The organism is Chitinophaga niabensis, assembly GCF_900129465.1.
Taxonomy (GTDB): Bacteria; Bacteroidota; Bacteroidia; order Chitinophagales; family Chitinophagaceae; genus Chitinophaga; species Chitinophaga niabensis.
The window spans coordinates 1,838,230-1,863,426 of sequence record NZ_FSRA01000002.1; the positions used below are offsets into that span (position 1 = coordinate 1,838,230).

26 protein-coding genes and 2 tRNA genes are annotated in these 25,197 nt (G+C 44.5%); 12 read left to right on the forward strand and 16 right to left on the reverse strand.

All coding sequences use genetic code 11. The features are described 5' to 3' along the window. Positions 1–51: 51 nt before the first annotated feature. The 3 genes from BUR42_RS24750 to BUR42_RS24760 all read left to right on the forward strand — a co-directional run bounded on the left by BUR42_RS24750 (position 52) and on the right by BUR42_RS24760 (position 917). Positions 52–140: transfer RNA gene (locus BUR42_RS24750), tRNA-Ser, on the forward strand. A gap of 42 nt (positions 141–182) precedes the next feature. Then, positions 183–259: transfer RNA gene (locus tag BUR42_RS24755), tRNA-Pro, on the forward strand. 370 nt (positions 260–629) lie between these two features. Then, the gene (locus BUR42_RS24760) at positions 630–917 is read left to right on the forward strand and encodes an Arm DNA-binding domain-containing protein (RefSeq protein ID WP_084185810.1); all 288 of its coding nucleotides are present in this window, start codon (positions 630–632) and stop codon (positions 915–917) included. A gap of 289 nt (positions 918–1,206) precedes the next feature. Here BUR42_RS24760 and BUR42_RS24765 read toward each other — a convergent pair whose 3' ends face one another. Beyond that, positions 1,207–1,578, reverse strand: coding sequence for a winged helix-turn-helix transcriptional regulator (locus BUR42_RS24765; protein ID WP_074242239.1), 372 nt, complete (start codon positions 1,576–1,578; stop codon positions 1,207–1,209). Between the two features lie 109 nt (positions 1,579–1,687). Between BUR42_RS24765 and BUR42_RS24770 the strand changes: the two genes are divergently transcribed. Together BUR42_RS24770 and BUR42_RS24775 are read left to right on the forward strand one after the other, a co-directional pair. Further along, a complete protein-coding gene (locus BUR42_RS24770; RefSeq protein WP_074242240.1) occupies positions 1,688–2,566 on the forward strand; it encodes an SDR family oxidoreductase in 879 nt (292 codons plus the stop codon). A 390-nt stretch (positions 2,567–2,956) separates the two neighbouring features. Continuing rightward, positions 2,957–3,352 (forward strand): hypothetical protein, encoded by a 396-nt coding sequence (locus BUR42_RS24775; RefSeq protein WP_074242241.1) that lies wholly within the window; start codon positions 2,957–2,959, stop codon positions 3,350–3,352. Between the two features lie 202 nt (positions 3,353–3,554). On the opposite strand, the gene BUR42_RS24780 is transcribed toward BUR42_RS24775, so the two are convergent. Beyond that, positions 3,555–4,457, reverse strand: a complete 903-nt coding sequence (locus tag BUR42_RS24780) for a YybH family protein (RefSeq protein ID WP_074242242.1) — start codon at positions 4,455–4,457, stop codon at positions 3,555–3,557. Positions 4,458–4,561: 104 nt separating this feature from the next. On the opposite strand from BUR42_RS24780, the gene BUR42_RS24785 reads away from it, so the two are divergent. From BUR42_RS24785 to BUR42_RS24795, 3 genes are read left to right on the forward strand one after another with little or no spacing between them, the layout of a single operon-like run. Next, positions 4,562–4,951 carry a hypothetical protein gene (locus tag BUR42_RS24785; protein WP_074242243.1) on the forward strand — a complete coding sequence of 130 codons (390 nt, stop codon included), beginning with the start codon at positions 4,562–4,564 and terminating at the stop codon, positions 4,949–4,951. Between the two features lie 55 nt (positions 4,952–5,006). Beyond that, positions 5,007–5,474 (forward strand): DUF3347 domain-containing protein, encoded by a 468-nt coding sequence (locus tag BUR42_RS24790; RefSeq protein ID WP_074242244.1) that lies wholly within the window; start codon positions 5,007–5,009, stop codon positions 5,472–5,474. Positions 5,475–5,529: 55 nt separating this feature from the next. Further along, a complete protein-coding gene (locus BUR42_RS24795; protein WP_074242245.1) occupies positions 5,530–7,695 on the forward strand; it encodes a multicopper oxidase domain-containing protein in 2,166 nt (721 codons plus the stop codon). 52 nt (positions 7,696–7,747) lie between these two features. Here the strand turns inward: BUR42_RS24795 and BUR42_RS24800 are convergent, their stop codons facing one another. The 9 genes from BUR42_RS24800 to BUR42_RS24840 form a co-directional block, all read right to left on the reverse strand. Continuing rightward, positions 7,748–8,314, reverse strand: a complete 567-nt coding sequence (locus BUR42_RS24800; RefSeq protein ID WP_074242246.1) for a dihydrofolate reductase family protein — start codon at positions 8,312–8,314, stop codon at positions 7,748–7,750. A 55-nt stretch (positions 8,315–8,369) separates the two neighbouring features. Continuing rightward, positions 8,370–8,783, reverse strand: coding sequence for an SRPBCC domain-containing protein (locus BUR42_RS24805; protein WP_074242247.1), 414 nt, complete (start codon positions 8,781–8,783; stop codon positions 8,370–8,372). 163 nt (positions 8,784–8,946) lie between these two features. Next, complete coding sequence (locus BUR42_RS24810; RefSeq protein ID WP_074242248.1) at positions 8,947–9,696, reverse strand: CHAP domain-containing protein; 750 nt, start codon at positions 9,694–9,696, stop codon at positions 8,947–8,949. A 64-nt stretch (positions 9,697–9,760) separates the two neighbouring features. Further along, positions 9,761–10,450: a phosphodiester glycosidase family protein gene (locus BUR42_RS24815; RefSeq protein ID WP_074242249.1), complete on the reverse strand. Its 690-nt coding sequence runs from the start codon at positions 10,448–10,450 to the stop codon at positions 9,761–9,763. Beyond that, the gene (locus BUR42_RS24820; RefSeq protein WP_074242250.1) at positions 10,447–11,331 is read right to left on the reverse strand and encodes a TolB-like translocation protein; all 885 of its coding nucleotides are present in this window, start codon (positions 11,329–11,331) and stop codon (positions 10,447–10,449) included. Before BUR42_RS24820 ends, BUR42_RS24815 begins: the two co-directional genes overlap by 4 nt. 31 nt (positions 11,332–11,362) lie before the next feature. Beyond that, positions 11,363–12,295 carry a cytochrome-c peroxidase gene (locus BUR42_RS24825; RefSeq protein ID WP_074242251.1) on the reverse strand — a complete coding sequence of 311 codons (933 nt, stop codon included), beginning with the start codon at positions 12,293–12,295 and terminating at the stop codon, positions 11,363–11,365. A gap of 5 nt (positions 12,296–12,300) precedes the next feature. Continuing rightward, positions 12,301–12,648 carry a hypothetical protein gene (locus BUR42_RS24830; RefSeq protein WP_074242252.1) on the reverse strand — a complete coding sequence of 116 codons (348 nt, stop codon included), beginning with the start codon at positions 12,646–12,648 and terminating at the stop codon, positions 12,301–12,303. 4 nt (positions 12,649–12,652) lie between these two features. Then, a complete protein-coding gene (locus BUR42_RS24835) occupies positions 12,653–13,132 on the reverse strand; it encodes a DUF1772 domain-containing protein (protein WP_074242253.1) in 480 nt (159 codons plus the stop codon). Positions 13,133–13,144: 12 nt separating this feature from the next. After that, positions 13,145–13,684 (reverse strand): cupin domain-containing protein, encoded by a 540-nt coding sequence (locus BUR42_RS24840; protein WP_074242254.1) that lies wholly within the window; start codon positions 13,682–13,684, stop codon positions 13,145–13,147. Between the two features lie 262 nt (positions 13,685–13,946). Here BUR42_RS24840 and BUR42_RS24845 point away from each other — a divergent pair, with 262 nt between their 5' ends. Continuing rightward, positions 13,947–14,726, forward strand: a complete 780-nt coding sequence (locus BUR42_RS24845) for a helix-turn-helix transcriptional regulator (protein ID WP_084185812.1) — start codon at positions 13,947–13,949, stop codon at positions 14,724–14,726. Here the strand turns inward: BUR42_RS24845 and BUR42_RS24850 are convergent. Genes BUR42_RS24850 through BUR42_RS24860 form a run of 3 tightly spaced genes read right to left on the reverse strand, consistent with a single transcriptional unit; the run spans position 14,695 to position 20,421 of the window. Beyond that, positions 14,695–16,869: a prolyl oligopeptidase family serine peptidase gene (locus BUR42_RS24850; protein WP_074242256.1), complete on the reverse strand. Its 2,175-nt coding sequence runs from the start codon at positions 16,867–16,869 to the stop codon at positions 14,695–14,697. The genes BUR42_RS24845 and BUR42_RS24850 overlap by 32 nt on opposite strands. A 50-nt stretch (positions 16,870–16,919) precedes the next feature. Continuing rightward, on the reverse strand, positions 16,920–18,725 hold the full coding sequence (locus BUR42_RS24855; RefSeq protein ID WP_234979795.1) for an ABC transporter ATP-binding protein: 1,806 nt from the start codon (positions 18,723–18,725) through the stop codon (positions 16,920–16,922). Then, positions 18,667–20,421: an ABC transporter ATP-binding protein gene (locus BUR42_RS24860; protein WP_074242258.1), complete on the reverse strand. Its 1,755-nt coding sequence runs from the start codon at positions 20,419–20,421 to the stop codon at positions 18,667–18,669. Before BUR42_RS24860 ends, BUR42_RS24855 begins: the two co-directional genes overlap by 59 nt. Positions 20,422–20,559: 138 nt before the next feature. Between BUR42_RS24860 and BUR42_RS24865 the strand changes: the two genes are divergently transcribed. The 3 genes from BUR42_RS24865 (at position 20,560) to BUR42_RS24875 (ending at position 23,336) form a co-directional block, all read left to right on the forward strand. Next, complete coding sequence (locus BUR42_RS24865) at positions 20,560–21,411, forward strand: helix-turn-helix domain-containing protein (RefSeq protein WP_074242259.1); 852 nt, start codon at positions 20,560–20,562, stop codon at positions 21,409–21,411. A 95-nt stretch (positions 21,412–21,506) separates the two neighbouring features. Beyond that, positions 21,507–22,277 (forward strand): alpha/beta hydrolase, encoded by a 771-nt coding sequence (locus BUR42_RS24870; protein ID WP_074242260.1) that lies wholly within the window; start codon positions 21,507–21,509, stop codon positions 22,275–22,277. A gap of 84 nt (positions 22,278–22,361) precedes the next feature. Further along, positions 22,362–23,336 carry a 3-keto-disaccharide hydrolase gene (locus tag BUR42_RS24875; RefSeq protein WP_074242261.1) on the forward strand — a complete coding sequence of 325 codons (975 nt, stop codon included), beginning with the start codon at positions 22,362–22,364 and terminating at the stop codon, positions 23,334–23,336. An 80-nt stretch (positions 23,337–23,416) separates the two neighbouring features. Here BUR42_RS24875 and BUR42_RS24880 read toward each other — a convergent pair whose 3' ends face one another. Both BUR42_RS24880 and BUR42_RS24885 read right to left on the reverse strand, forming a co-directional pair. Then, complete coding sequence (locus BUR42_RS24880; RefSeq protein ID WP_074242262.1) at positions 23,417–24,331, reverse strand: hypothetical protein; 915 nt, start codon at positions 24,329–24,331, stop codon at positions 23,417–23,419. Between the two features lie 9 nt (positions 24,332–24,340). Further along, on the reverse strand, positions 24,341–25,195 hold the full coding sequence (locus BUR42_RS24885) for a DUF6175 family protein (protein WP_074242263.1): 855 nt from the start codon (positions 25,193–25,195) through the stop codon (positions 24,341–24,343). Positions 25,196–25,197: the final 2 nt, after the last annotated feature.

Consider the following 25,197-nt stretch of genomic DNA (forward strand, 5'->3'; position numbering starts at 1 on the left):
TCCTTTTGGTAAATTGTAAATAATTCCTATTTTTGCAACCCCGCAATAGAGGGAGAGATGCCTGAGTGGCCGAAAGGAACGGTTTGCTAAACCGTCGTACGGGTTAAACTGTACCGAGGGTTCGAATCCCTCTCTCTCCGCAGAAACGGGAATAGTTTTATCGGCTATGAACGTTAAAAGTTCGGGAAGTGGCGCAGGCCGGTAGCGCACCTGGTTTGGGACCAGGGGGTCGCAGGTTCGAATCCTGTCTTCCCGACCAAATAGATCGCTTTGTTCGCTAAGAAATTAGCCTACAAAGCGATTTTTCTTTTTTGGAATTTAAGCCTGTATCGTGTAAAATCTCTCCCATGGCATAACTATAGCAATTTCAAAAATTTAATTCAGCAGGAAGCCTCGTAAGATATTTTTCTTACGAGGCTTTTTTATAGGTTTTTATATCAGTTTATATCAAAGAATATCAATTGTCCCGTGAGCACATCGTTTGGTAGCCGTGAGCAGTATTTTGCTCATGGAATCTGCTTTAGTGACTGTAACCAGTTGATTGCAAACATGAAGTTTGATACATTTTATATCATTTATCTGGTGTCCTTCAGGCTGTTTCCGTGAGGAATAAATCTGTTCACCATTAAATGATTTTAAATGCACAAGCAAACACTTTCGACGTGCATTTTTTAACACGCAAAAGCCGTTCAACCAAAGGCATGTGTGACATCTTTGCCCGTATTACTATGAATGGTCAGCCAAAAGAATCGGCTATCAAAGCTGAAATCTCAGCTAAGGACTGGAATCGAAAAAAGGGGCAGCCTAAATCCACAACGCCTGAATTAAAAAAGTTGGAGGAGCACCTCGATACGATCAAAGCAAGAATGTTTACCCATTATCATGGCCTGGAGAATAAGGGGCGCCGTTTAATGTAGGAGATGTAAAAAATGCATACTTAGGTATAGAAGCGGAACCAGAAAAGACCGACGAAGAAGAACCTGAAACGGAAATTGAACGAATTTCTTTCAAGGAGGTTTTTAATAGACACTCCAATATCATATAATTCTTCATATTTATCTGCCCTCGTCTTCATATCCGCTTTAAACAGATTTTAATAGTTCTTCGGCGTGAGCCCTTAAAAGGGAATGCCGTGTGCTATACAGCAGTAAGCCACCGCTACATATATGTATAAATTTCGTCTAAGATTTTTATAACGAAAGGTAATTAATCCTTTGTTATCACTTGCTTCCGATGAGTCATACCCCAGCCGATCATGGCATCGATAACATTCGTAATATCCTTACCCGACGCTGTTAATTTGTATTCAATCAGAACCGGGGTTGTGTTATGCACCTTGCGCTCGACCAAACTATTAAGCTCCAGTTCTTTCAATTCTTTCGATAACATACGGGGCGTAATCTTTTCAATTCTATCCAACAGGTCTTTAAATCTGTTCTCGCCACGTAAGAGCGACGCCAAGATAGGCAGTTTCCACTTGCCGTTAATTACGTTTAAAGTATCCATTAGTGCCAAAATGTATCCTTTAGGGCACTGCTGTTTTTTATCTGTCCCAATTAATTCTTTGAAAGTACTCATATAGGGAGCTATATTTCTTACTATACAAAAGTATACTAATATTTCTTGATAACAAAGTATACTTAGTATATTGATAACTGTAGTTTTGCGTCTATAAAAGATAAGAATCATGATTTTAATTACTGGCGCAACGGGTCAATTCGGGGCTCAAGCCATTGACCACTTATTAAGTAAAGGAATAAACCCTTCTGAAATCTCAGCTTTAGTCAGGGATACCGCCAAAGCGGAGGCATTACAAGTAAAAGGAGTAGATATAAGAGTTGGCGATTACACGGATCACAGTTCGTTAGTACAGGCTTTCAGAGATGCGGATAAACTTTTATTGGTTTCGAGTAATGACCGGCAGGCCATTGAAAACAGGACTGCTCAACACATCAATGTGATCAAAGCGGCAAAAGAAGCTGAAGTGAAGCATATCATATATACGTCTTTTGTAAGAAAACCACATTTTGAAGATTCGGCCATAGCGGCGTTTCAGAATTCACATGTACAGTCAGAAGCCTTTCTAAAAGAAAGCGGTATTCCGTATACGATCCTGCAAAATGGAATCTATCTGGAAATGATCCCCATCTTTGCAGGCAACAAGGTTACCGAGACCGGAACCATCTTATTCCCCGCTGCTGATGGTAAAGCCAGCTATGTACTGCGTACAGAGCTGGCAGAAGCTGCAGCCCATGTACTTTCTACTAAAGGTCACGAAAATAAGACCTATACGCTTACCAATACCACTTCTGTTTCGTTTCATGATATTGCTGCTGAACTGTCTGATGTGATGGGCAAAGATGTTAACTACCAATCACCTTCAGCCGAAGAATTCCAGTCGGTAATGAAGCAATTTGGGGTGCCTGATTTATATATTGGTATGTTTACTATGTGGGCTTTAGGGGTAGCACAAGGCACCATGGATGTAGAAGATGAAACGCTAACACAATTTTTAGGAAGAAAGCCAACCTCAATGAAAACATTCATCACTCAGGTGTACGCATAAGATCATTATATATGCCGCCAGTTGCGTATAGATACATTTTGCTATATTTTGATTAAATTTGTGCTGAAAAAGTTCTTTACTTAATCGGTTTGAAGGCATTATATTTTTGGATCAAATGTGATCAAATTGGTATAAAAATATTGTAAGCTTCCTGTGCAGGAATGGCTATGAGCAAAGCAGTGAGCAAATCGATTTTCCTTTAGAATTGAGGCTGGGCGGGCATGTTTGCGTCTTGTTTTTTTGGGATTCTTAATCGTTAGTATTATCCATGCCTTGATAAGAGGACTGCTGGATAGAATCATATTTAAGTAAGCCAACGCATGCCGTTACTTATAGATAATTGATTAAATTATCAGGGTAAATATTTTATACGACACAAAATATATTTCAATGAAGAGATTAGCCTCAAGCTATCCTGAGGACGCGTATGAAATGGTTCGCAATAATGAATTGGATTTGGGTGAGTTTTTAGCGCTTATACTTTTTGATGATCTTTATTTCAAGAAGATATGCGAAAAGCTTGAAGGCTACCATAAGTATATGTATAAGAACGCGCTTCCGCTGATTACAGACTTTTGTATTCCAAGAGCAGAGTATGACGGTAAGAATGGGCTGGTGAAATTAGAATATACTGCTGTTTTTAAGCCCTCTGAAGAAGATGATGATGGCTATGACGATGAAATTCAAGAGGAAGGATCTAAGGAAATGGAGTTTCACACCAATATCAGCTTCACTATTGATACAGTCTCGCAACAGGTTGTTTTTTGGTTCCCACTTTTCTCATAGCAGCGCCATTTGATAATACCCTTTAATTTTTGATTTTTAATAAATCTGCAATATACGGGTCATGTGAAGGATACTGTTGTAAGTGATCCCAGGAGAATTTTTGTTGTGTTCATAATTGTAAGATTTTATGACACAAAGTTCTTCCAGCCTCAGGGCATTCATTTGAACATTTAAGGGTAAGACTTATACATTTCTCTGAAAGCTAATCATGATTGGTCATCTGCCAGTACAGGCGAAGCTTGCCATCAGGTTCCTTTTTCCAGATATTAATACTCTTCCCGGTAACTAACCCGGAATTCCCTCCTGCCCGCCAGTTCACACAATAATAACCATTGACCAGAACATAGTCTCCAGCCGGCAGTATCCGCGAGATATTGATCCGTACTGTGTCAATGCCAACATTGGGGTCTTCATGTATTACATAGTATTGATGAATGCTATCTTTTCCAATGACCATTGGCATATAGTAAGGCATGTAAATAGCATCATCTGTATAGTACTCCGAAAAGGCCGCTCCATTTCGATCTTTGACTAATTGAGCGATCGCTGCGTTATTGGTATTGATGGTCCTGGCCAGGGCACTGTCCGCAGGTTTTATGGGGGTGATCTGTAAAGGAGTGGGAGGAGGAGACAACAACGGCAGCGCTGCATGATCAAAACCTGCTGCTGCTCCCCAGATCTCTGAAACAAGTGTCAACTCCTGTTTTTTGCCGATCCGCCAGATATGCACATACTTACCTGCATAGCGAAAAGGTTGTTGCCCTGGTTGTGTAAAATCATGCGTATAAGTACCGGATTCCAGAAGATAGCCGTCAGCGGCCTTAATGGAATAGATAGTTCGCTGGTAACGGTTACCGCTGGTTGCCTTCAGCCATTGTTGGAAATATTGGGTAATGGCAGCCCGGTTAAAGAGCGTGGGATGATGCTCGGGCATACTTACCGCGTCAGCAGCATAATAGCGCATCATGGCTGACACATCTCCTTTTTCCAATGCTTTTGCAAATTGCTGGTTGAGTGCTTCTATTCGTTCTCGTGGGTCAGCTGCCCTGGCTGGGGAAAGGAAGCAAATGAACAGGGCCGGGAAAAGCCATTTGGATAGATACATATGGGAGTCAATAAGGGTTAAGACTAAAATACTGAAATTATGTAAACATTCCCCACAATTATATAATAACAGGCACTCCGTCTAAACCTACTTTTGGGGTAAGAATGAAACTAAGCAGAACCATACAGCTAAAAGCAGTTTTCCTACTGGCAGTATTCACCCTGAATACAATGGTTGGTTTTGCCTGTGCGGTTGGCCTGGACCTGGGCTTTAATTCTAAACACCATCATCACGAGGAAGGAACAACCCTTCATCATCATCAGGATAATGAAAACTGCTGCAATGATGAAGCTGTCCAATTCTCCCAATTAGATAAACTACTTGCACAAGTTGTTAATACAGGGATCGAAACTCCGGTGGTACTGATCCATTTCCTATACCAGCCAGAGATATCTCTTCTTACGCAGCCCAGAACGCATATAAGCCCCTCTAAAAAACCATATGTATCCACCGCTCGTGGGATACGTGTGTCCATTCAGTCCTTCCAGATTTGATTTTTGTTATCAGCAACCTGCATTTTATTGATCACAAAAATTAAATCTTATTACAATGAAAACATTCCTTTTCGCCGCACTGCTATTTTCAACTAAAGCAGACGCGCAATTATCCAATCTGCTCACCTCATATTACAACATCAAAAATGCTTTGGTTACCAGCAATGGTAACACCGCAGCTGCCCAGGCAGATGAATTTGTAAAGGCCCTCAAAGCCATAGATAAAAAATCCCTCTCAGAAGCAGACAGGAAAGCTTTTGAACCGTTACAGGAAAAGCTGGCCTTTGATGCAGAACATATTGCTGAAACAAAAGACATCGGCCATCAAAGGGATCATTTTGAATCCTTCTCTGAAAACTTCTATAAACTGGCGAAAGCGGTAAAACTCTCTGATAAGCCTATTTATCAAAGCTATTGCCCCATGAAAAAAGCATATTGGCTGAGTAATGAGGCAACTATCAAAAACCCCTATTATGGCAGCCAGATGTTGACCTGTGGCAAAATAAGTGATACCATAAAGTAATAGAATAGCAGCTATACAGGAAACTGTATAGCTGCTCCCATCAATCCGCTCATTAATGAAGAATATTATAATTACAGCTTTGCTTGTTTTAATAACAAGCATTGTTGCCGCGCAGCAAACTGTCCGTTACGACCTTTACGTGGCTGATACAATTGTGAACTTTTCCGGCAAACCCAAACGCGCTATTGCAGTGAATGGCCAGATCCCCATGCCCACACTCACTTTCACAGAAGGTGATACGGCCGAGATCTATGTGCATAATAACCTGGATGAGGAAACATCCCTGCACTGGCACGGCTTGTTCCTTCCCAACAGGATGGATGGTGTACCCAATCTTACCCAGATGGGCATCAAGCCTCATACAACCTACCTGTACAAATTCCCTATTGTTCAAACGGGCACTCATTGGTATCATAGCCATTCAGGTCTCCAGGAACAAATAGGGATGTATGGTGCCTTTATCATGAAGAAAAAGAAAGAATGGGATATTCCTTCCATACCTATCGTACTAAGCGAATGGACAGACATGAAACCACATGAGGTGCAACGCAGCCTGCATGCGGCTACCGACTGGTTTGCCATAAAGAAAGGTACCACCCAGAGTTATACAGAAGCCATAAGGGAAGGCCACTTTAAAACCAAGGTGATCAATGAATGGAAACGCATGAACGCCATGGACGTAAGTGATGTGTATTATAATAAGTTCCTGATCAACGGAGAAAACGAACATGAACATACACAGTTCAAAGCAGGTGATAAGGTAAGGCTGCGTATTGCCAATGGCGGAGCCTCTTCCTATTTCTGGCTTACATACGCCGGCGGTAAAATAACTGTAGTAGCTACAGACGGCAACGATGTGGAACCAGTGGAAGTAGACCGGCTGATCATAGCAGTATCCGAAACCTACGATGTAGTGGTGACCATCCCGGAGAACAAAAGTTATGAATTCCTGGTAACGCCGGAAGACAGGACGGGATCTGCTTCCCTATGGTTGGGCAACGGAGAAAAAGTACCCGCAAAGAAACTGCCAAAGCTGAAATATTTCGCAGGCATGAAGATGATGAACGATATGATGGACATGAAAGGAGACCTGGTATCCATGGAAGGCATGGAAATGCATAACCAGATCATGGATATGAACACCGTGATGTATCCTGAAATGGCAGAAACACCAGATATCGTAACACTCAATTATACCATGTTGCGAGATCCCAAAAAAACCACCCTGCCTCCCGGCCCCGTAAAAGAATTACACTTCACGCTCACCGGGAACATGAACCGCTACGTTTGGAGCCTCGATAATAAAGTGGTCTCTGAAACCGACAGGATCCTCATTAAAAAAGGAGAGAACATCCGGCTAATCTTGTACAACAACAGCATGATGCGCCACCCCATGCACTTACATGGTCACGATTTCAGGGTAATAAACGGGCAAGGCGATTATGCCCCTATGAAAAATGTACTGGACATGATGCCCATGGAAAGGGATACTATCGAGTTCGCAGCCACAGAACCGGGGGGAGACTGGTTCTTCCATTGCCATATATTATACCACATGATGAGCGGCATGGGCAGGATCTTCCGTTACGACAACAACCTGCCCAACCCCGAAATTCCCAATCCCAAACTGGCACAACGCAAGCTATTTGCGGACGACCGGATGGTACATATTATGGGAAGGATTGGGATAGAAAGCAACGGAAGCGATGGGGAGATCATGCTGGCCAATACGAGGTACCGCCTGCAAACCGAATGGCGGGTCGGTTTGCAGAAACATCACGGTTATGAAAGCGAAAGCCATTTTGGACGGTACTTCGGAAAAATGCAATGGCTATTCCCATACGTTGGCTGGGATTTCCGCAATCGCACAATAGAAGACCCATTTGAGAAAAATATCTTCGGGCAGCTACTGACGCCCAGGAAGAACTTATTCGGGCAAACGAATACCAAAAATTTCCGCCAGGTAGTACATGCCGGTATTGAATTTACGCTCCCCATGTTAGTGATCCTGGACGGCTCTGTTGATAGCGAAGGCAAGCTGCGGCTTCAATTGAGGCGGGAAGATATCCCGGTCTCCAAACGCCTGCGTTTCAACTTCTCTGCCAATACAGATAAGGAGTATATGTTCGGGTTCCGGTATATCATCAGCAAATACTTCAACCTTTCCACCCACTTTGATAGTGATATGGGCCTGGGGGCCGGAATAACATTAGTGTATTAAAACCAACCAGGGATATTGGCTGGTGCTGGAAAGCACCACCAGTATCCCATTTTTACCGGAGCGTATAAGTCAGTAACACAATGCCGCTTGGAAACGGCACACACCTTTGCAATTTCAATTGCTGGAACCCTTCCAGGTTGCTGAAAGGAGATTCGCCCTGCCCGATAGCAACAGGATTAACGAACAGGTGTATTTCATCTATCAACTGCTCTTTGAGTAAAGACGCCACAAACGAAACACCTCCATAAACTACCATATCACCACCCGGCTGACTTTTTAGTTTGCTGATCTCCTCTACCAGGTCTCCCGTCGCTATCTCTGTATTATCCCATTCAGACTTCTTCAGCGTTTTTGTGAATACGATCTTTTTCGAGGTAACAATCTTTACTGCGAATTCATGCATGGGGTCATCCGGTTTTTTAAATGTCTCCTGCCAATAGGGGATATAGTCTATCGCTAATTTTCTACCGATAAGAATGGTGTCGGCGGACGCGAATATTCCTGTCACGTACGAATAAATTTCCTCCAGCGCCCAGGTCACCCATTTTTGTTCATCGTTAGGCCCCGCTGAAGCAAAACCGTCCAAAGATACCTGCATTTGCAGCTTCAACTTTCTCATATGTTAGCGTTTGCTTACAAATATATATGTAAGCATTCACTTTCACAACTTTTTCTTATAAAAGCCCCTCCACATACTTCTTAAAGCATTCCAGTATAGCTGTACAGAAAAGCTCCTGGTCCTTCGCCGGCTGGCCCTTCTCCGGTTCAAAAGTTTCCGTGATGGTAGTCCCGGTTTCAGTTTGTGTGAAAATGTTGGTGGCGGTCCGGCCATCTGTAAGCGTATAGCTGATTTCACGGTGATGGTCTACCACATCATAAACACCTGTAAAATCAAAACCGCCACTGCCATCTTTGGCCTCCATCACATAAAGGAAGCTACCACCAACCCGCAGGTCATTTTCCACCCGGGAGGTATGCCAGTCCTCGGAAGGCTGGTTCCAGTTTAGAATGTGGGAAGGCTCCGTCCAGTATTTCCAGACTTCGGCTAAGGGAGCATGCACGAGAATATTCACAGTTATGTTTTCCATACGGTGAAATTACCGTACAGACTGCATGTACATAGGGGGAGAATGTCGCATTTTTAGGGGGAATTTATGCCAAAATCTCCAGCCAGCGGCAAAGAACGGATGGCCATATTACAGCTGCCGCGAGGGGTGATCTTTAATAAGAAAGAGGGCATTGCCCTCTTTCTCAATATATAATGAATCCCTTTTCGATCGAATTGATCTTCCTGAATTTTAAGCGGAACACGCCGATCCCGTTACTGCTGCCGGCAGGATTACTATTCCCTTCAATTGTTTCAATAAAACCATCACTCACCGCTGTTACGATGCCGGTATGCCCAAGTCCGCCGCCATGGTCTTTAATGAAGATGCTGCCAGGTTTGATTAATGAAGGATTATTAATGGCCTGTGCCTTGATAACCTTTTTGCCCTGCGTTTTATTCCAATGTGCCAGGCAACCGGCTGTTTTAAAAACGGGGTTAGCGATACCCAGTTGATCGGCTGCTTCTCTGAAGCACCAGTACACAAATGCCGCACACCAGAAACTTCCCAATGGGGTGTTGGTGCTTTGCAGATAGGCATCCACTTCTTTACCTCTGTTGCTGCCCGGTGGATTTTCCATTACACCTATCTGGCTTGCTGCCACTTCAATAGCTTTTGCAAGCAGATCACTGGGGGCTGTTTCCTGTACCGGCACTACATTGTCGAACAGGATCTCCCAGGTGATAGATCCTATTTTGCCATCGGTTACCAGCGGATTGCCGAACCTGTCACGATGTAAGGCCTGGAACTGTTTTACGGCAGCTGTGGTTTTAGGGCCAAATGTGCCAGTGGCTTCAAAATTGCCGATACCTAATGCGAGTAAACGTTGCTGAATAGCTTTTACGATGGCCCGGTCTGTTTCGCCGGCTTTAATGATCCTTTGGGGGAATTCCATAAATGTTTGATTTCGGGGTTGGAAAATAATTATAGGTCTGGGAACTAACGTCTTACCAAAGATATTAATTAGAAACCGTAATCCCTATCATCACCCCGAAATTACCATCTGTCTGTACCCAGTTCTTTTCCGGCAGATAGGTTCTGGAAACAAAGCCATCCAGGTATAGGGCATTTATGCAACCCATACTTTTGAAGTATGCTGCAAAGTCATAAAAATTAATGGGCTCTTTGGACATCGCAAAGAGCAGCTTGTTCCCAGGCAGGATGCCTACGCCATTGCGTACATTCAGATTAGCAGAGCCTTTTTTGAAAGCGGTATGAATAGCGCCATTGATCAATAACATTGGGCCCGATTGTGTAGCAAGCTTAATCCGATCGGATTCTTTAAAATCGCTTGTCGGGCAGATCCCGGCTTTGTTGGCAGTTGTGATATAGAATACGCCGTTAGGCATAAGGTAAAAATTACCGCTGCCTGATGAGATATTCAGGGGAGATACAATCTTCCGGTCCTGGATAAAAAGCCCAAGCGGCGAATTATCCATTTTATACATGCCGCCGTTAGTGGCGAATACGAGTTTTTGCTGTTTGCGACCCAGGTAATCTTTAAGGTTTTGGATGCTTCCTAACAGCTGTCCCCTTTCATCTTTCCAGTAAAGCCGGATCTCCTGAGTGGCAGGATCTGCGGTATAGCTGATGATATTATCAGGCGTAAACCACCAGGCAAGCAGGGTAAATACAAGATGTTTCATCATTGAACTATTTTTAATAGCGAAGCTGTGCGCATCCATTTTACATCCCGCCGGCTGCTGAAGAAAAAGTACTTAAAGTCCGGTGAAAAATAAGAACAATATTCATAGGTGCTGGTATTGAACAATGTCCCCATACTGCGCACTTCTGACCATTGGCCGTTTGCATCTTTCCGGGCCAGGTAAAGGTCTCCTTCTCCAAGCCCTTCTTTCCGGTCTACGGAAGTATAGATCATAAAATCTTCCTGTTGCGATAAACAGGGATCATGATCAGAATAAGGGGTATTGATCTTAGGGCCAAGGTTTTCCGGCTGGCTGTATTTCCCCTCAACAAGTTTGCTGATATAAAGATCCTCCAGTCCATATCCCCCCGTCCGTGATGAGGCAAAATAGAGATGGCCGCCTGGAGAGAAGGATACATAATACTCCGTACTGTCTGTATTAACCGCCAGCAGATTTTCCGGTGCAGACCATCGCCCATCTGCTAAGGGTTTAACGAACCAGATATCAAAATCCCGCAGGGTGTCCGAGGCTGTTCTGGGAAGGTCTGATATGAAATAAAGATATCCATCAGGCCCGAAGGCAGGGTCTGCCATCGAATAGACGGTATCGTTAAATCCCGCCCTGATGGCTTTCGTCCATTGCTTACCGTCATAATGGGATACATAAATAGTCCATTTCCTGTTCACCGACCGGGTGAAATAAAACGACTGGCCATCGGGAGAGAAGGCCGCATTAAAATCAATGGAATCTGCTCCTGAGCTAACAATGCCTGGCAGAAAGGAAACGATGGAATCTTCAGGAGGCGGAGCTGGATAGTGGATAGATAGGTCCCGCGGGCCTTTGCAAAACGGGATGATCAATAGTAATACCAGAACTTTCTTCATGAGAAGCAGGGTTTATGCTCCCTAAATTACATCAATTAAACCTTTTATCTGTCAGGGAACGAAGGAATGCCAGCAGATCGTTTTTTTCTTCCTCACTTAAGCCCAGTGGTTGGGCCAGTATTGTATCCCTGTCCTTTGCTTTCGTAACGAATTTATCAGGTTCATTATAAAAATCAATTACTTCCCGCAACGTTTTAAACATGCCGTTATGCATGTAAGGCGCAGTGATCGCAACGTTGCGAAGGCCGGGTGTTTTGAATTTTCCCGTTTCTATTTTATCTCCTGATATAGCAGCCCGCCCACTATCATTTAATTCTTTACCATTGAAAAGGCCAATATTCCTGAATTCATTTGTTGTAAGGTCTGGCCCGAAATGGCATTTAACACATTTCCCTTTTCCGTTGAAAAGCTGGAATCCTCTCTTCGCCGCATCGCTTACTGCCTTGGGATCATCCGAGAACTTCCAGTTGTCAAAAGGGCTATTACTCGTTTCCAATGTACGCTCAAAAGCCGCGATGGCGATCGCAAGGTTAGTACTGTTGGGAGGAGCATTAAATATATTCCTGAAATACTGCCGGTATCCCGCATCTGCATTCAGCCTTTGTACTGCTTCTGCAATGGACAAGTCCATTTCATCGGGATTCACAATGGGAGCCAGCGCTTGTTCTTCCAGGCTTTTGGCTCTGCCATCCCAAAAGAAAACACGTTGAGAGGATATGTTCATGGCAGTAGGTGTGTTCCTTATGCCACGCTTGTTTCTGACACCTAAACTAACCGCAGAGGTATCTGCAAAAGCAAAGGCTGGTTTATGGCAACTGGCGCAACTGATGGTCCTGTCCCTTGAAAGGATGGGGTCTGAAAATAACATTTCGCCCAAGGCTGCTTTGTTAGCAGGTTCCTTGCTATTAAAGGAAACCTGCGTAACAAAAAGCACCGTAGTAATAAAGATGATGGTTGTTTTCATCAGAACTATTTTACCCTTCCCATAACAAGCCTGCTCATGCCTGCTCTTCTATTGCTGCAGGTGTCATTCACAGGTTGGAACCGCAGGGAATCGGTCCCGCTGAAATAGTTGATCTTATATACACCTTGCGCACCATCACAGGCGTTATCCGTAAAAGTGAGTATATCACCTTCCAGCGTATATTTACCGGTAACAAATGGTTTCTTATTCACATAACCTTCAAACGTATTGTCCTTTTTAAAGACCAAACCGGTTACATTTCCATTTGGAGCGGGAGCGGATTCCCATCTTCCTGTAAGTTTGTTTTCCCCTATGAACAATAGGGATACGAGAGCAATCAGTACTGTTTTCATGTGTTTATTTTTTTCTTGACCATACAGAGATCACCACCAATACAAAAGTGCCGATCATCAGAAGGAGCCTGATGTTAAAAGCCTGGATCACTTTTATCTTTATCTGCTGCACATTAGCAGGCAGGTTATTCAGGTCCCAGCTTTGTATAAGCCTGTTAAGTGGGTGATTTACATTGAGGGTGAATGCGATGTCCCCTACTGCAACAAAAAAGGCAGACAACATCAGCCAGAAGGAGGGAGACCGCCATTCTTTAAAGAGCAGGATGGTGCTGATCATAAGGGAACTTAAAAGGAGCGGGCCAAATACAGGCATCCTCGCGCCCATGAAATTATCTATCTGTTGCCAGTATTCCGCAAAGCTGCGGTCGCTTAGTTTCACCATAGCCGGGTTGCCTCCCATGGCCGTAAAAAATCCAATACCTCCGGAAAGGCCGGATAAGAAAATGGTGATGCTGAGGCTTAACTCAATCCATTTGCTATTCATTATTTGGGGGTTTTATTTACAGTATTTAAGGATCAATGCTTTGTCAACTCCTTTCCGCTTTGCTTTTTTAGCCAGATAGGAGAGCAGAGGCCTAAGCACAGAAAAGAACCCACTTGGATATGAGTTTCCCATATCCATGATCAAAGCAGCTGCTATCAGGCTTTTAGGCATTCCTTTTTTATCGGTCCGCCCATCTGTTGCCAGTCCATAGGCAATCCGCAACGCATGTTCCATTCCTTCATGCCCCGGGCTGAACTTTATATGGAAAGTGATCTCCTCTGTACCTGGATTGAAAAAATTATGTACTTCTCCGATGGGTACCGTATATTCTTCTCCCGGTTCCAGGTAGATCTCTTCATGACGCAGCCGTAATCCCAGGATGCCTTTTACGGCAATGAACGTTTCTGTGAATGCCGTATGGTAATGTGGCGGGTTCCCGCCTCCGGGCAATAATGTCAGTTCTCCCAGTGAGAATTCGTGGCCGGTTTCTGCTGATGTTTTAAGGAACGTGACGGTGTCCTTGTAAATGGGGTTAATGATCGTTCGTTGCATAGTTCTCGTTTGTTTTTTTGGGGTGTACCAAACCTGCGGGCAGACAGCGCCCTGTTATCTTTTACGCCGTCTGCCGTGCAGGCGTGGTTTTCTATACCTAACCTTCCATGCACAAAATTACCGGTGGAACAAGCCCTGTACAATGGTATATTTATACCATCCCCATATCCCCAGGTTTGGGGATTGCCGGGGAAAAACAATGGGGATAGTTTTGTTTTTTCCGGAAGGACCTACTTATTTATAAAACTTCAACCGCGACCCCATGCATACCCCACTTTCTCTCGCAAGGAGAACAAACAACATTATTGCATATGTGACAAACCCTGCTCGTTTGGAGCAGGAAGACATTCATGAGGAGATCATGCATACCCTTCAGAACCTTCAGAAGATCTTCCCCAGCTGGGTGATCTGTACCTGCAGGTTCATGCACCAGGGCTTTTTCTATGTAAGCGATAACGCCCGCGAGCTGCTTGGTGTGGACACGGCATCGCTGGCAAACGCTTTGGAGGTAGAGGCATATTTCAGCCGCATGCACCATGCAGATATCGAAGATTATAGCAGAGGCCTCCAGGTTGTAAGTGAAATATACCAGGAGGAAGATCCGGAGGAGCGCCATAAACTTCGTTTCGTATTTAACTACCGGATGCGTCACCCGGACGGCAGATATATTCATCTGCATGATGAAAAGGCCATGCTTCGCATCAGGGATAATTTGAGCCTCTACTATATGTTGCTTCGTGATATCAGTCACGAAACACCTTTTACAGGCGTTAAAATGACCTGTTATAAGGAAGGGAAAAAGCTGAGCGGATTTAACGCATCTGCCGAAGCAGCCAGCCAGCTTTCTCCAAGAGAGCATGAACTATTGCCGCTGATGAAACAGGGGTTTTCTACCAAAGAGATCGCAGGAATACTGGGTATCAGCCACAACACAGTTCGCAACATGAGGCAGAAGTTGTTTCAGAAGTTCCAGGTGAACAATGCCATTGAGCTCCTGAACAGATCTGCTGTTATGGATGCCCAAGGCTTCCCTTCAACTTAAAATCCGGATGCCCGCATTGCCACAATGCAAATGCAATTACATCCGTATACCTTTCCGCTGCGATCACTTTATCCTCCGTACGGTGCCCGGCCCTGTAATTAACAGACAGCAACACTGGTTTACCGGATGTGGATGACTGTTGCAATGCTGCAGCAAACTTAGCCGTTTCCCATGCTGCGACCCGAGGATCGTTCATGCCCACTGTAGTAAGAACAGCGGGGTACGCCACTCCTTTTTTAACATGATGGTAACTATCCATTTCCAATAGCCCCAGGTATTCTGTACTGTCTTTGATTGTACCAAATTCTCTTGCATTATTAGGGCCATTGGGAGCCAGTTCAGCGCGTAGCATATTATTCAATCCCACTTCACTGATACCAGCTGCAAAAAGGTCCGGCCGTTCTGTAATTGCACGCCCAACCGTGATGCCACCAGCGCTGGCGCCATGTGCAGCTATCCGTTTAGAAGAAGTATATTTTTTATCAATAAGATACTCCGTGCAGGAGATAAGATCTTTCCATGTATTAGGTTTGGTGTTCTTAAATCCTGCCTGTCGCCAGGTATTCCCTTTTTCTCCCCCGCCACGTACATGCGCAATGGCTACCACCATACCTTTATTGACCATGGCAATGAAGGCGGGATGAAAGAAAGGACGTGTACTGATGCCATAACTCCCATATCCACTGACCAGGCAGGGGGCTGTGCCGTTTTTCCTTACATCTTTCCTGTAAAATATGGAGAGCGGTATCAGAACACCATCATGCCCTTCAGCGTTTACTTCTTCCACTATAATATCTTCACTGCCGGGAATAGGAGTGCCTGTTTCAAAACTGCTCCTGCTCAAACGAACCTGCTCATCTATGTCAAATTTGGTTGGAGGCATCACCCAGGAGGAGATCTCTACAATGCAATCGTTCCTGAGTGGATTGGTAAGTGTTACATTGATGGTGCCTTTTAGGGGAAGGGGAATAGCAGATAGTTTTCCGCTGGCTATATCATATCGCCGCAAAGTATTGTTTACACCATCCGAATAAGTGAGCAGCAGATGATCTTTGCTCATGCTTACCTTTTCCAGCGGTTGTGTGTTTTCCGGTATGATCACTTTTGCATGCTGCACATCAGGGATTGTAACACTTGTTTGCATTACCCTGAAATTATCTGCGTTCTGATGGGATAGGAAAAAGATCTGATCTCCTTTGAGGTGGATACTTTTAATGCCATCTTCGATCTTTGTAACCTGTTTCCAGTGTATCTGCGATTTGAACATTTCAGATACAGGCGCAATGAATGATTTAAATTCATCCAGCACAGAGCCCGCATAAGCGATCATATACCTGTTATCATCCGAAATATCCATCCACAGTATATCCCGTGGCTCAAGGTCTATACCCGGAGCGGTGGCTTTTGAGAAGATCTCCCGGTCCCTGCTTTCATCTGTTCCTATGGTGTGATAGAACACTTTTGTGTGAAGCAGCATATTACTGTCATTCACATTATCGCTGATATTCCTGGTGTAGAGGAACCCCTTATTATCATTCGTCCAGCGGGATATGCCGAACCAGGATGGATACAGCACTTCGGGAAAGAGTTTTTGCGTCTCCACTTCAATGATCCGGATTGCAGATAATTCTTTTCCATTCTCACATAAACCGAAGGCCAGTTTCTTCCCATCATCCGATGGAAGGAAGAACGTAACCTCTATACTTTTTCCCATGGAGAAGGTACCCGGATCAACCAGGAGCTTTTCTGTTCCATTTCGGCCATCCCGGTAACAGATCACAGGTACGGGTAATTCCGGGTTTTCCTTTTTGTAAAAGAAGCGGTTGCTCCTTTCATAGATCTCTGCATTACTCGTTAATCTGCCGGGTCTGGACAGGTTATACAATTGCAATATCTCTTCCCGCAATGCAGCTCTTCCTGTTATGCTATCCAGCCATTGATGCGTGAGCGCACCCTGCGCTTTAAACCATTGCTGTGTTTCCGCATGGCCCATATCTTCCAGCCAGCGGTAAGGATCTGCGATCGTTGTACCGAAATAATTATCAGTTACTGCTACCTGTTTGGTAGCGGGGTATTTGTATTGGGCACTAACAACAGCGCAGGGAAGCACCCAGGCTACTACAATAAAAAAACGTTTCATCATACCCAAAACTACTATGGGTACAAAGTGTGATCAATAGTAGATTAGTACCATCAGCTTTCCCGCTTTTCATGCAGCAGCATATTCACTGCATGATCAAGAGATCCTGCCCGTTGTACTTCACCGGCATTTACAAAATAGATCTCGTCTGCATTCTCAATTGTATTTAACCGGTGTGCAATGATCACACGGGTAGTTTCTGCAGGCAGGTTCTTTAGGATGTTTTCCAGTAATTGTTCTGTTACTGTATCAATGTTGGCAGTAGCTTCATCCAGTATCAGTAGTTCTGGTTTCCGCAGGATGGCACGGATAAAAACAATCAGTTGTTTCTGTCCGAGGCTGATGGCATCGCCACTGGCCAGCACTGGTGTTTCCAACCCATTTTCAAAACGGGATAACAGGCTGTCCAGGTTGGATTCCCCTAACACGGCAATCAGTTGCTCATTAGAATGATCTTTATATTGTTCATTGCCATAAAGGATATTATCGCGAATGGTGCCACTGAAGAGGAAAGGCTCCTGCAGAATGAAACCTATCTTCGCACTGCGTTCTGAAGGTTCATAGGTACGGAGGTCTTTTCCATGCAGTAATACAGTACCCTGCGTAGGATCATATAACCTGGCCATTAAAGAGGCCGTAGTAGTTTTACCGCCACCGGTAGGTCCTACGAATGCATAAGTTTTACCGCGTTCCAGTTGAAGATTTACATGATGCAGCACGGCCTTTCCATCCGGGTAAGCAAAATGTACATCCTGGAAGGATAGTACAGCGCCATTGCCGGTAATGCTTTTAGCAGCAGGCAGTGTTTCCAGGTTGGATTCCATGGAAAGTATTTCCGCTATCCTGTCCCAGCCAGCCAGCGCTACCTGGAAGTTGGCCCATAAGGCCGCCAGCTGACGGATAGGGTTGTAGAAATTGGTCACATAAGCAAGGAAGCTGATCAGCAGCCCCACAGTGAAGTCTCCTGCTGATATCATATAAATACCATAGACCAGTACGGTCATTTGCGCAATATGTGCAGAGAACCCAAACACCGGCATAAAGATATTATTAGCCAAACCTGCCCCAATGGCTGTTTTATAGTTCTTAACGTTCGCTTCTTCAAATCGTTTCCTGAAATAGTCGCGGCGGTTGAAAGCAATGATCACCTTGAAATTATTCAGGCTTTCCTGTATCTCGGAACTCAGGCCACCGGTGCTTTTCATATTATCTGCGTTCCTGCGTCTTACCCAGGGAGAGATCAGCCGGGTAAAAACCAAAAGTAGTAATGCTGGTACTAAAGACGCAGCACCTAAACGGAAATTGATAGACAGCAGGAAGATACCTGCACCCACCATCATAAAGATACTGCTGGAAAACTGTATCAGCGACTGCGAGAAGAACTGGTTCACTTTTTCCGTATCGTTATTGATGCGGGAAATTAGATCGCCGGTTTTATTCTGGTTAAAGAAAGCCACAGGCAGTTCCTGCAATTTTCCGAAAACGGCGTTGCGCAGATTGTATAACATGCGCTGGCCAATACTGCCCATCAATCTGCCCTGCAGGTAATTGGCGCCGAATGCGATGAGGTACATCACCAGCAAGATGCCACAGATCACCAGTACCCCGGAGTATTGTTTGTTCTGAATGTAATGGTCGATCGTATACCCTGCGAGTACGGGGCCTGAAAGGTTTAGCACTGAACTCACCATCACAGCCAGGAATGCACGCAGCAGGTTTTTCTGCTCTGCACCCAGGAACTGGTAAAGCTTTTTCAACGCTGCCCACGACTTAGGTTTCTTCGAAGGGTCGTTGTTTGGTTTATTCAGGTTGTAATTCATAATGGCTTGTACTGCGTTGTGATTGATAGATCTGCACATATTCAGGGCAGGTTTGCATCAGTTCGGGATGTGTGCCTTTAGCCACCAGTTCTCCTTCCATCAGCAATATGATCTGATCATACTGCTCTACATCCGCGATCTTTTGTGTAACAGAAAGCAACGTGATCCCGGGGTAATTACGTGCTACATTTTCCAGGATATGTTGTTCTGTGTTTTTATCCACCCTGGCCGTGAAATCGTCCAGCAATAATATTTTCGGTTGAATGGCCAGTGCCCGTGCCAGCATAATGCGTTGCTTCTGTCCACCGGAAAGACTGGTACCCCGTTCAGAAACGATCGTGTTCAATTGTTCAGGAAGGGATAGTACAAAATTTTTCAGTGCGGCTGTTTCGATCGCCTTATCCATCGCTTCTTCCGTAACGTTTTCATTAAACGCGATGTTCTCCCGCAGGCTGATATTGAAAATGATGCTGTCCTGGAATACCAGCCCTACCTGCTGATGTAATGTTTCTTTCTTGTATTCGTTGATATCCCTGCCGTCATAAGTGATCCTGCCGGAACCTGGTTTCACCAGGTTGGTGAGCAGATACAGTAATTGTGTTTTACCGGCTGCAGTAGGACCAATGATCGCCGTTCTTGATCCGGCCTTGATGGAAAAGGAAACATCTTTCAGCACAAACTTTTGCCCATACTGAAGAGAAATGTTCTCCAGGGCAATATCTCCTTTGAGTGTATCTGTAAGCGTACCCGGTTCAACAGGGTCTGGTGTGGACAGTATACTTTGTATACGTTGATAAGAAGCGCCCGCCTGTGCAATCACATTGCTCATGAAACCAATTAATATGATCGGGAAAATGAGCATGGATAAATAACCGTTAAATGCAGCAAGGTCACCCAGGCTCATAGTACCCGTGATCACAAAGTGACCACCCAGTGCCAGGATAGACAGGGTAGCCATACTCGCTGAAAACCAGATCACCGGTATCAGTAACGAAAACAGGCGCATAATGGAAAGACCTATGTTTCGTGCATCCTTGCTCGCTACCATGAATTTGTCGTACTCCGGCTGCTGTGCATTCAATACCCTTATGAGCGCTGCTCCCAGTATACTTTCTGTGATCACCCTGTTCAGCCAGTCTATTGCTTCACGCCCTTTCATATACAGGCCCCTTACTTTTTTCAGGATCAGGTAAAATGCCGTACCGATCATGGGAATGATCATCAATACAACCAGTGCCAGTGCCCAGTCTATCGTAAACAACAATATACTGGCACCAATGATAATGAACAGGGAAGAAGCGATGGACACAATGGCCATCGATACGAACATCTTGATGGAATCTATATCTGCCGTGAAGTTCGTCAGCAAACGGGAAGGATTGGTTTCCTGTATGTAGGCATAACTCTGCCGGGAGATCCGTTCACTCAGCCGGGTACGCAGGTCCCTGGCTACCAGCTCTGAAGCATAGGTTTGCACCAGGCTTTGCAGCCAGGCAAAGATGAACACAAAGATCCCTGTCAGCGAGAATTGAATGATGATCGTTCTCAGCGTCAGCTGCCCTTTTTCTATAGCATCTATGCCATGAGAAATGATCTTTGGGATCACCAGGTTCAGACCATTGCTGAGTATGGCCAATAGAATAAGGAGTATGATCAGCTTTTTATATGGCTTCACAAGCCCCATCAGCCCGGGAGGCTTTTTGTGGGCATGGTCTTTTCCGTTAGCTTTTTTCATTTGATCGGACGGTTGTATGGACGAAGGGGGAAAAAAATGGGTTTAAAGTTCGTGAATTTTTACGGAAAAAGGCAGTAAAATGACGTACAGGCTTGGTAAAATGACCAGTCCCATTAGTAAATCTTATCTTTAGCCCCGATGAAATTAGCCATTACAGACCCAAAAACCGGTGGCGACCTCCTGTTGCTGACAGATGAACAGGATTTTGACCGCCTTTTTTATACGCGCGACCGGCTGAAGAAGTATTTCACGATAGCCTGGAACTGCGGTGAAAAACAAACCGTTACCATAGACGGTGAAGAACACGATTTTAAGTCCCATACCATCATGCCCCTGATGTTCGACCAGTCCTTTTACTTTGAACGGGCGGCAGATATCATAGCCTGGCAGTTTAACCGTGAATTCTATTGCATTGTTGACCATGATGCAGAAGTAAGCTGTGTAGGGTTTTTATTCGGCATGGCCAATCCGTTATTTATACACCTGGATGAAGAGGCGCAGTATAAAATGCAGTTGCTGCTGGATATTTTCAAAGAAGAATTGAGAACGAAGGATAATATACAAGGTGAAATGCTGATGGTATTGCTAAAAAGACTGATCATTATGATCACAAAATGGGCAAGATCAGAGCATATCCCTGATCCCAGGTTACATGACGAGCGGCTGGACCTGTTCCGGAAGTTTAACTTACTGGTGGAGGGGAGCTTCCGCTCAGAGCATTCCGTGAATTACTATGCCCAATGTTTGAATAAGTCTCCTAAAACATTAGCCAATGTTTTTGCGTTATACAATCAGCAAACCCCATTACAGGTGATCCAGGGAAGGATCATCATAGAAGCTAAACGGTTATTATACTATACCAAAAAGTCCGTGAAGCAGATCACCTACGAGCTGGGTTTCGAAGATCCGGCCTATTTCAGCAACTTTTTCAGGAAACATACGGCTTTATCCCCCCTCGAATTCAGGAACAAGGATGGGAACGGGAAATAATTACAATACTCCGGGAAGTATCCACATTTTTCAAGACCCTTTCCCATCGCACCTTTGTATTGTTGATGCAGCATAAAAACATCAGCACCTGAAAAATGAAAAACATATTAAAGAACGGCATTTTCGCCACCCTGACTATCTTATTCTCTATTCTTGCTTCTGCAACTATCACTAAAGCACAAGCCGTAAAAAATGTAGTATTGGTACATGGAGCATTTGCCGATGGCTCCGGATGGAAACCCCTTTATAATGTACTGGTCAAAAAAGGGTACAATGTAACCATCGTACAGAATCCATTAAGTTCCCTCGAAGATGATGTGGCCGCAACGAACCTGGTATTGGATAAGCAGGATGGACCGGTTATACTGGTAGGCCATTCATGGGGCGGTGCTGTAATTACCGAAGCCGGCAATCACCCTAAAGTGGCAGGCCTGGTTTATGTAGCCGCTTTTCAGCCTGACAAAGGTGAAACTGCATTACAGTGGTTGCAAACAGCCCCTCCGGCTCCTGAAAATGGCGTACTGGCCCCAGACGATAAAGGCATTGTTTACTATGATAAAGCTAAGTACCATGCAGGTTTCTGTGCAGATATCCCTAAAGCAGATGCTGATTTTATGTATGCCTCCCAGGGTGCTTTTTATGCAAAAGGTTTTGCTACCCCTATTACTAAAGCCGCCTGGAAAGACAAACCTACCTATGGTATAATAGCTACGGAAGATAAAAGTATCGCCCCTGAAATTCAACGTAACATGTACAAAAGGTCCAATACAAAGGTAACAGAGGTAAAGGGCAGCCATGTGATCTATATATCCCAACCGGCCGCAGTGGCGAAAGTAGTAATAGCAGCCGCCACTAATAGCAAGTAAATTCATTGCCAGATTCTTCCCGCAAAAATATTATCTTGTTGCTCCTTGCCAAAGGGGCAACATTGATAATTAAATAGAGTTCATATGCGTAAAGAAATCCTTGTAGTGAGCATGAGTTGCTTAACCCTCCTGGGTTCGGCAGCGTCAGTACTGGCAGAGGGCAGATCGGTATCTGTTACAGCACAAAACCCTGCAGATTCCAAAGACCTCATAGGGCGTTGGGACATCACAATCGATCAGGATGGAAAACCAGCTCCCTCCTGGCTGGAAGTAAAACTTTCAGGCAACCGCACCCTGGTGGGTTATTTTGTAGGTGTTTCCGGAAGTGCCCGTCCTGTAGCGAAAGTGAATTTTGATAACGGTAAGTTCAGTTTCGCCATTCCGCCACAATGGGAAGGCGGTAACCAGGATTTTGTGATCGAAGGAGCATTAGCCGGCGCAGGCATCGAAGGTACCATTACTACCAGCGAAGGAAAGAAATACAACTGGAAAGGAGTGAAAGCCCCCTATCTGAAAAGAACTGCCGCACCGGTTTGGGGTAAAGCCATTAACTTATTCAATGGAAAAGACCTCGCAGGTTGGAAAGCATTGGGTAAGAATCAATGGGAAGTAAAGAATGGTGTACTCACCAGTCCTCATTCAGGCGCTAACCTCATCTCTGAGCAAACCTTTAACGACTTTAAATTACACGTAGAGTTCAGGTACCAGAAAGGAAGCAACAGCGGTGTTTATTTAAGAGGCCGTCATGAAGTGCAGATAGAAGATAGTCCTGCTGATGCACATCCTTCCAGCGTATTGTTCAGTGGCGTATACGGTTTCCTGGCCCCCAGCGAAATTGCAGCACTCGGTCCTGACAAATGGCAGAGCTATGATATCACCCTTATTGGCCGGATGGTAACGATTGTGGTGAATGGAAAAACCGTTATCAGTAACCAGGAGATCCCAGGGATTACAGGTGGAGCATTGGATAGCAACGAAGGAGAACCCGGACCTATCTACATACAGGGAGATCACGGTCCTATTGAATTCAGGAAGATAGTGATCACACCCGCTAAATAATAAAAAGCCCCCGGGAATTGATATACCCCGAAAAGTGTCTAACTTTTTGGGGCACTCCAAAATCTCCCGGGGCTTTTTTATTAACGTACAAGTACATTATACCGGACCACCGTGACCCTGTTGGCATAATAGGCCTTAGCAATTTCTTTAATAGCATTCACCCTTTGTTTCTCCAGTTCTATTTCCTGGTTTTCCCTTTTCTCCACTTTTGAAGAGATCTGTGCGATCAACTGTTTTACTTCCGGGTAACAGCTGGAAGATGGATCTATCTGCGCTAATGCTCCCTGCGCTTCTTCATAATTATTGGTAGCTATAGCAGACTTTGCCCGCGTGATATTTTTGGCACATAAAAGCGTCTGGTATTTTTTATATACTTCCAGGGATTTCTTCTGTGCTTCCTGGTAACAATTGCCTGCAGCATCAGGGATGGATTGAAGGATACTTAAGGATTGCTCATAATCGTTCTTCGATGCCAGGGTGCCTGCCTGCTGGATCATAGACCCACACTTTTCAGCATAGTAATTCAGGACCTTATTTTTGGTAGCTGCGATAAATTGTTTGTATGATTCGTCTGCCACTTTGATCTGGCTGAAAGCATTACTGATAGCCTGCGACTTATTGCTGCCGCTACCTTTTATCTTTTTTGAAAAGGTATTGAAAACAACATTCGTGCTTAACTGCTTTACAAACAGCGAGAGTTCCAGGGTAGTAATGTTCAGGTTCTGCATACCACCTTCCACAACACCGGATTCTTCAATGGTTATAACCGGGTAGATCACCAGGTCGTTCGTTTGGCCAATAGCGGCTTCATTGGAATTGTTTACGATCTGTGTGATCTTGGATTCCAGTTTCTGGATCTGTGCCAGGGTAAGATCGCCGGAAGGTTCCGGCATGATGGTCCATAGCGTAAGGCTGGGACTCTGGGATTGCGCCTGGTGCGAACTTAACTGGGAGAAAAATGCAATCAGCAAAGCCGCTTTTATAAATATTTTCATAGGTGCATGTTAGTTAAGCGTGATATAAAGGGTACTGCCCTTTATTTCTTTACTGGGCGTAAGCCCAACCGATCTAAGGTAGTTGGAAAGTTGCAGCGCATACCTGGTGGTACTCACGCTGTTCCCGTTCTTATCCCTTAAAGGGATTTTAACCTCATCAAAGATGATCTTTGAGCTGGTTACTCCCTGTATATGATAATTACTATTCACCGTATTGTTGGAAACCCATTCTTCCAAAAGGTCTGACAAAGCGGTTTTATCTGTTCCTATCGGAGAGGTCATATTAACAGCAGCACCTTCGGCAAAGGAAATGTCAATTAACAGAGAACGGCCTTTCTTTTCAATTTCAGTGAACTTGGCATTCATCGTTTCCGTGAATTCATCAATGCATTTTTCCACTGCCTTAGAAGCCAGCCGTCCGATATCGTCTGTAAAGAATTTGCCTGAACTGCCTACTTTATTGGAGAGGGAATTGCCCGTAGATACTTCATAGGAGGAGAGAATAACATTCACGCTGGAACCGGAATTGTCCTTTTTACCATCTACTTCAGTGATCACATATATATCGCAGCCGGACATTTCAATGATCTTGGTTTTTATATCCGTTTGATTATCCGAGTTGAAGAGCTGGTTATCCTTCGCTGCTTTTAGTTTGCCTATAAAGTCAACAGTGGTATATCCTTTGTTATCAAAACCTTCTTTTACTTTCGTTATCGCTATCCGCCTGTTCACATCTTCATCCAGCACAGTTCTGATGTCTTCTCCTTCTTTCGTGAATGGTATCACCATGATCCTGGGTTGCGTCTGTGCAACTCCCAGGGAAGTAATAAACGAAAGGAAAAAAACTGCCAGTGTTTTTTGCATAT

Coding starts and splice junctions, on each gene's coding strand:
- BUR42_RS24835 (WP_074242253.1), bottom strand. CDS start 13,132: ATGAATAGCAAATGGATTGAGTTAAGCCTCAGCATCACCATTTTCTTA.
- BUR42_RS24815 (WP_074242249.1), bottom strand. CDS start 10,450: ATGATGAAACATCTTGTATTTACCCTGCTTGCCTGGTGGTTTACGCCT.
- BUR42_RS24870 (WP_074242260.1), top strand. CDS start 21,507: ATGAAAAACATATTAAAGAACGGCATTTTCGCCACCCTGACTATCTTA.
- BUR42_RS24885 (WP_074242263.1), bottom strand. CDS start 25,195: ATGCAAAAAACACTGGCAGTTTTTTTCCTTTCGTTTATTACTTCCCTG.
- BUR42_RS24830 (WP_074242252.1), bottom strand. CDS start 12,648: ATGAAAACAGTACTGATTGCTCTCGTATCCCTATTGTTCATAGGGGAA.
- BUR42_RS24810 (WP_074242248.1), bottom strand. CDS start 9,696: ATGGAATTCCCCCAAAGGATCATTAAAGCCGGCGAAACAGACCGGGCC.
- BUR42_RS24805 (WP_074242247.1), bottom strand. CDS start 8,783: ATGGAAAACATAACTGTGAATATTCTCGTGCATGCTCCCTTAGCCGAA.
- BUR42_RS24855 (WP_234979795.1), bottom strand. CDS start 18,725: ATGTGCAGATCTATCAATCACAACGCAGTACAAGCCATTATGAATTAC.
- BUR42_RS24850 (WP_074242256.1), bottom strand. CDS start 16,869: ATGATGAAACGTTTTTTTATTGTAGTAGCCTGGGTGCTTCCCTGCGCT.
- BUR42_RS24790 (WP_074242244.1), top strand. CDS start 5,007: ATGAAAACATTCCTTTTCGCCGCACTGCTATTTTCAACTAAAGCAGAC.
- BUR42_RS24760 (WP_084185810.1), top strand. CDS start 630: ATGATTTTAAATGCACAAGCAAACACTTTCGACGTGCATTTTTTAACA.
- BUR42_RS24825 (WP_074242251.1), bottom strand. CDS start 12,295: ATGAAAACAACCATCATCTTTATTACTACGGTGCTTTTTGTTACGCAG.
- BUR42_RS24865 (WP_074242259.1), top strand. CDS start 20,560: ATGAAATTAGCCATTACAGACCCAAAAACCGGTGGCGACCTCCTGTTG.
- BUR42_RS24795 (WP_074242245.1), top strand. CDS start 5,530: ATGAAGAATATTATAATTACAGCTTTGCTTGTTTTAATAACAAGCATT.
- BUR42_RS24820 (WP_074242250.1), bottom strand. CDS start 11,331: ATGAAGAAAGTTCTGGTATTACTATTGATCATCCCGTTTTGCAAAGGC.
- BUR42_RS24775 (WP_074242241.1), top strand. CDS start 2,957: ATGAAGAGATTAGCCTCAAGCTATCCTGAGGACGCGTATGAAATGGTT.
- BUR42_RS24765 (WP_074242239.1), bottom strand. CDS start 1,578: ATGAGTACTTTCAAAGAATTAATTGGGACAGATAAAAAACAGCAGTGC.
- BUR42_RS24875 (WP_074242261.1), top strand. CDS start 22,362: ATGCGTAAAGAAATCCTTGTAGTGAGCATGAGTTGCTTAACCCTCCTG.
- BUR42_RS24845 (WP_084185812.1), top strand. CDS start 13,947: ATGCATACCCCACTTTCTCTCGCAAGGAGAACAAACAACATTATTGCA.
- BUR42_RS24770 (WP_074242240.1), top strand. CDS start 1,688: ATGATTTTAATTACTGGCGCAACGGGTCAATTCGGGGCTCAAGCCATT.
- BUR42_RS24800 (WP_074242246.1), bottom strand. CDS start 8,314: ATGAGAAAGTTGAAGCTGCAAATGCAGGTATCTTTGGACGGTTTTGCT.
- BUR42_RS24860 (WP_074242258.1), bottom strand. CDS start 20,421: ATGAAAAAAGCTAACGGAAAAGACCATGCCCACAAAAAGCCTCCCGGG.
- BUR42_RS24785 (WP_074242243.1), top strand. CDS start 4,562: ATGAAACTAAGCAGAACCATACAGCTAAAAGCAGTTTTCCTACTGGCA.
- BUR42_RS24840 (WP_074242254.1), bottom strand. CDS start 13,684: ATGCAACGAACGATCATTAACCCCATTTACAAGGACACCGTCACGTTC.
- BUR42_RS24780 (WP_074242242.1), bottom strand. CDS start 4,457: ATGTATCTATCCAAATGGCTTTTCCCGGCCCTGTTCATTTGCTTCCTT.
- BUR42_RS24880 (WP_074242262.1), bottom strand. CDS start 24,331: ATGAAAATATTTATAAAAGCGGCTTTGCTGATTGCATTTTTCTCCCAG.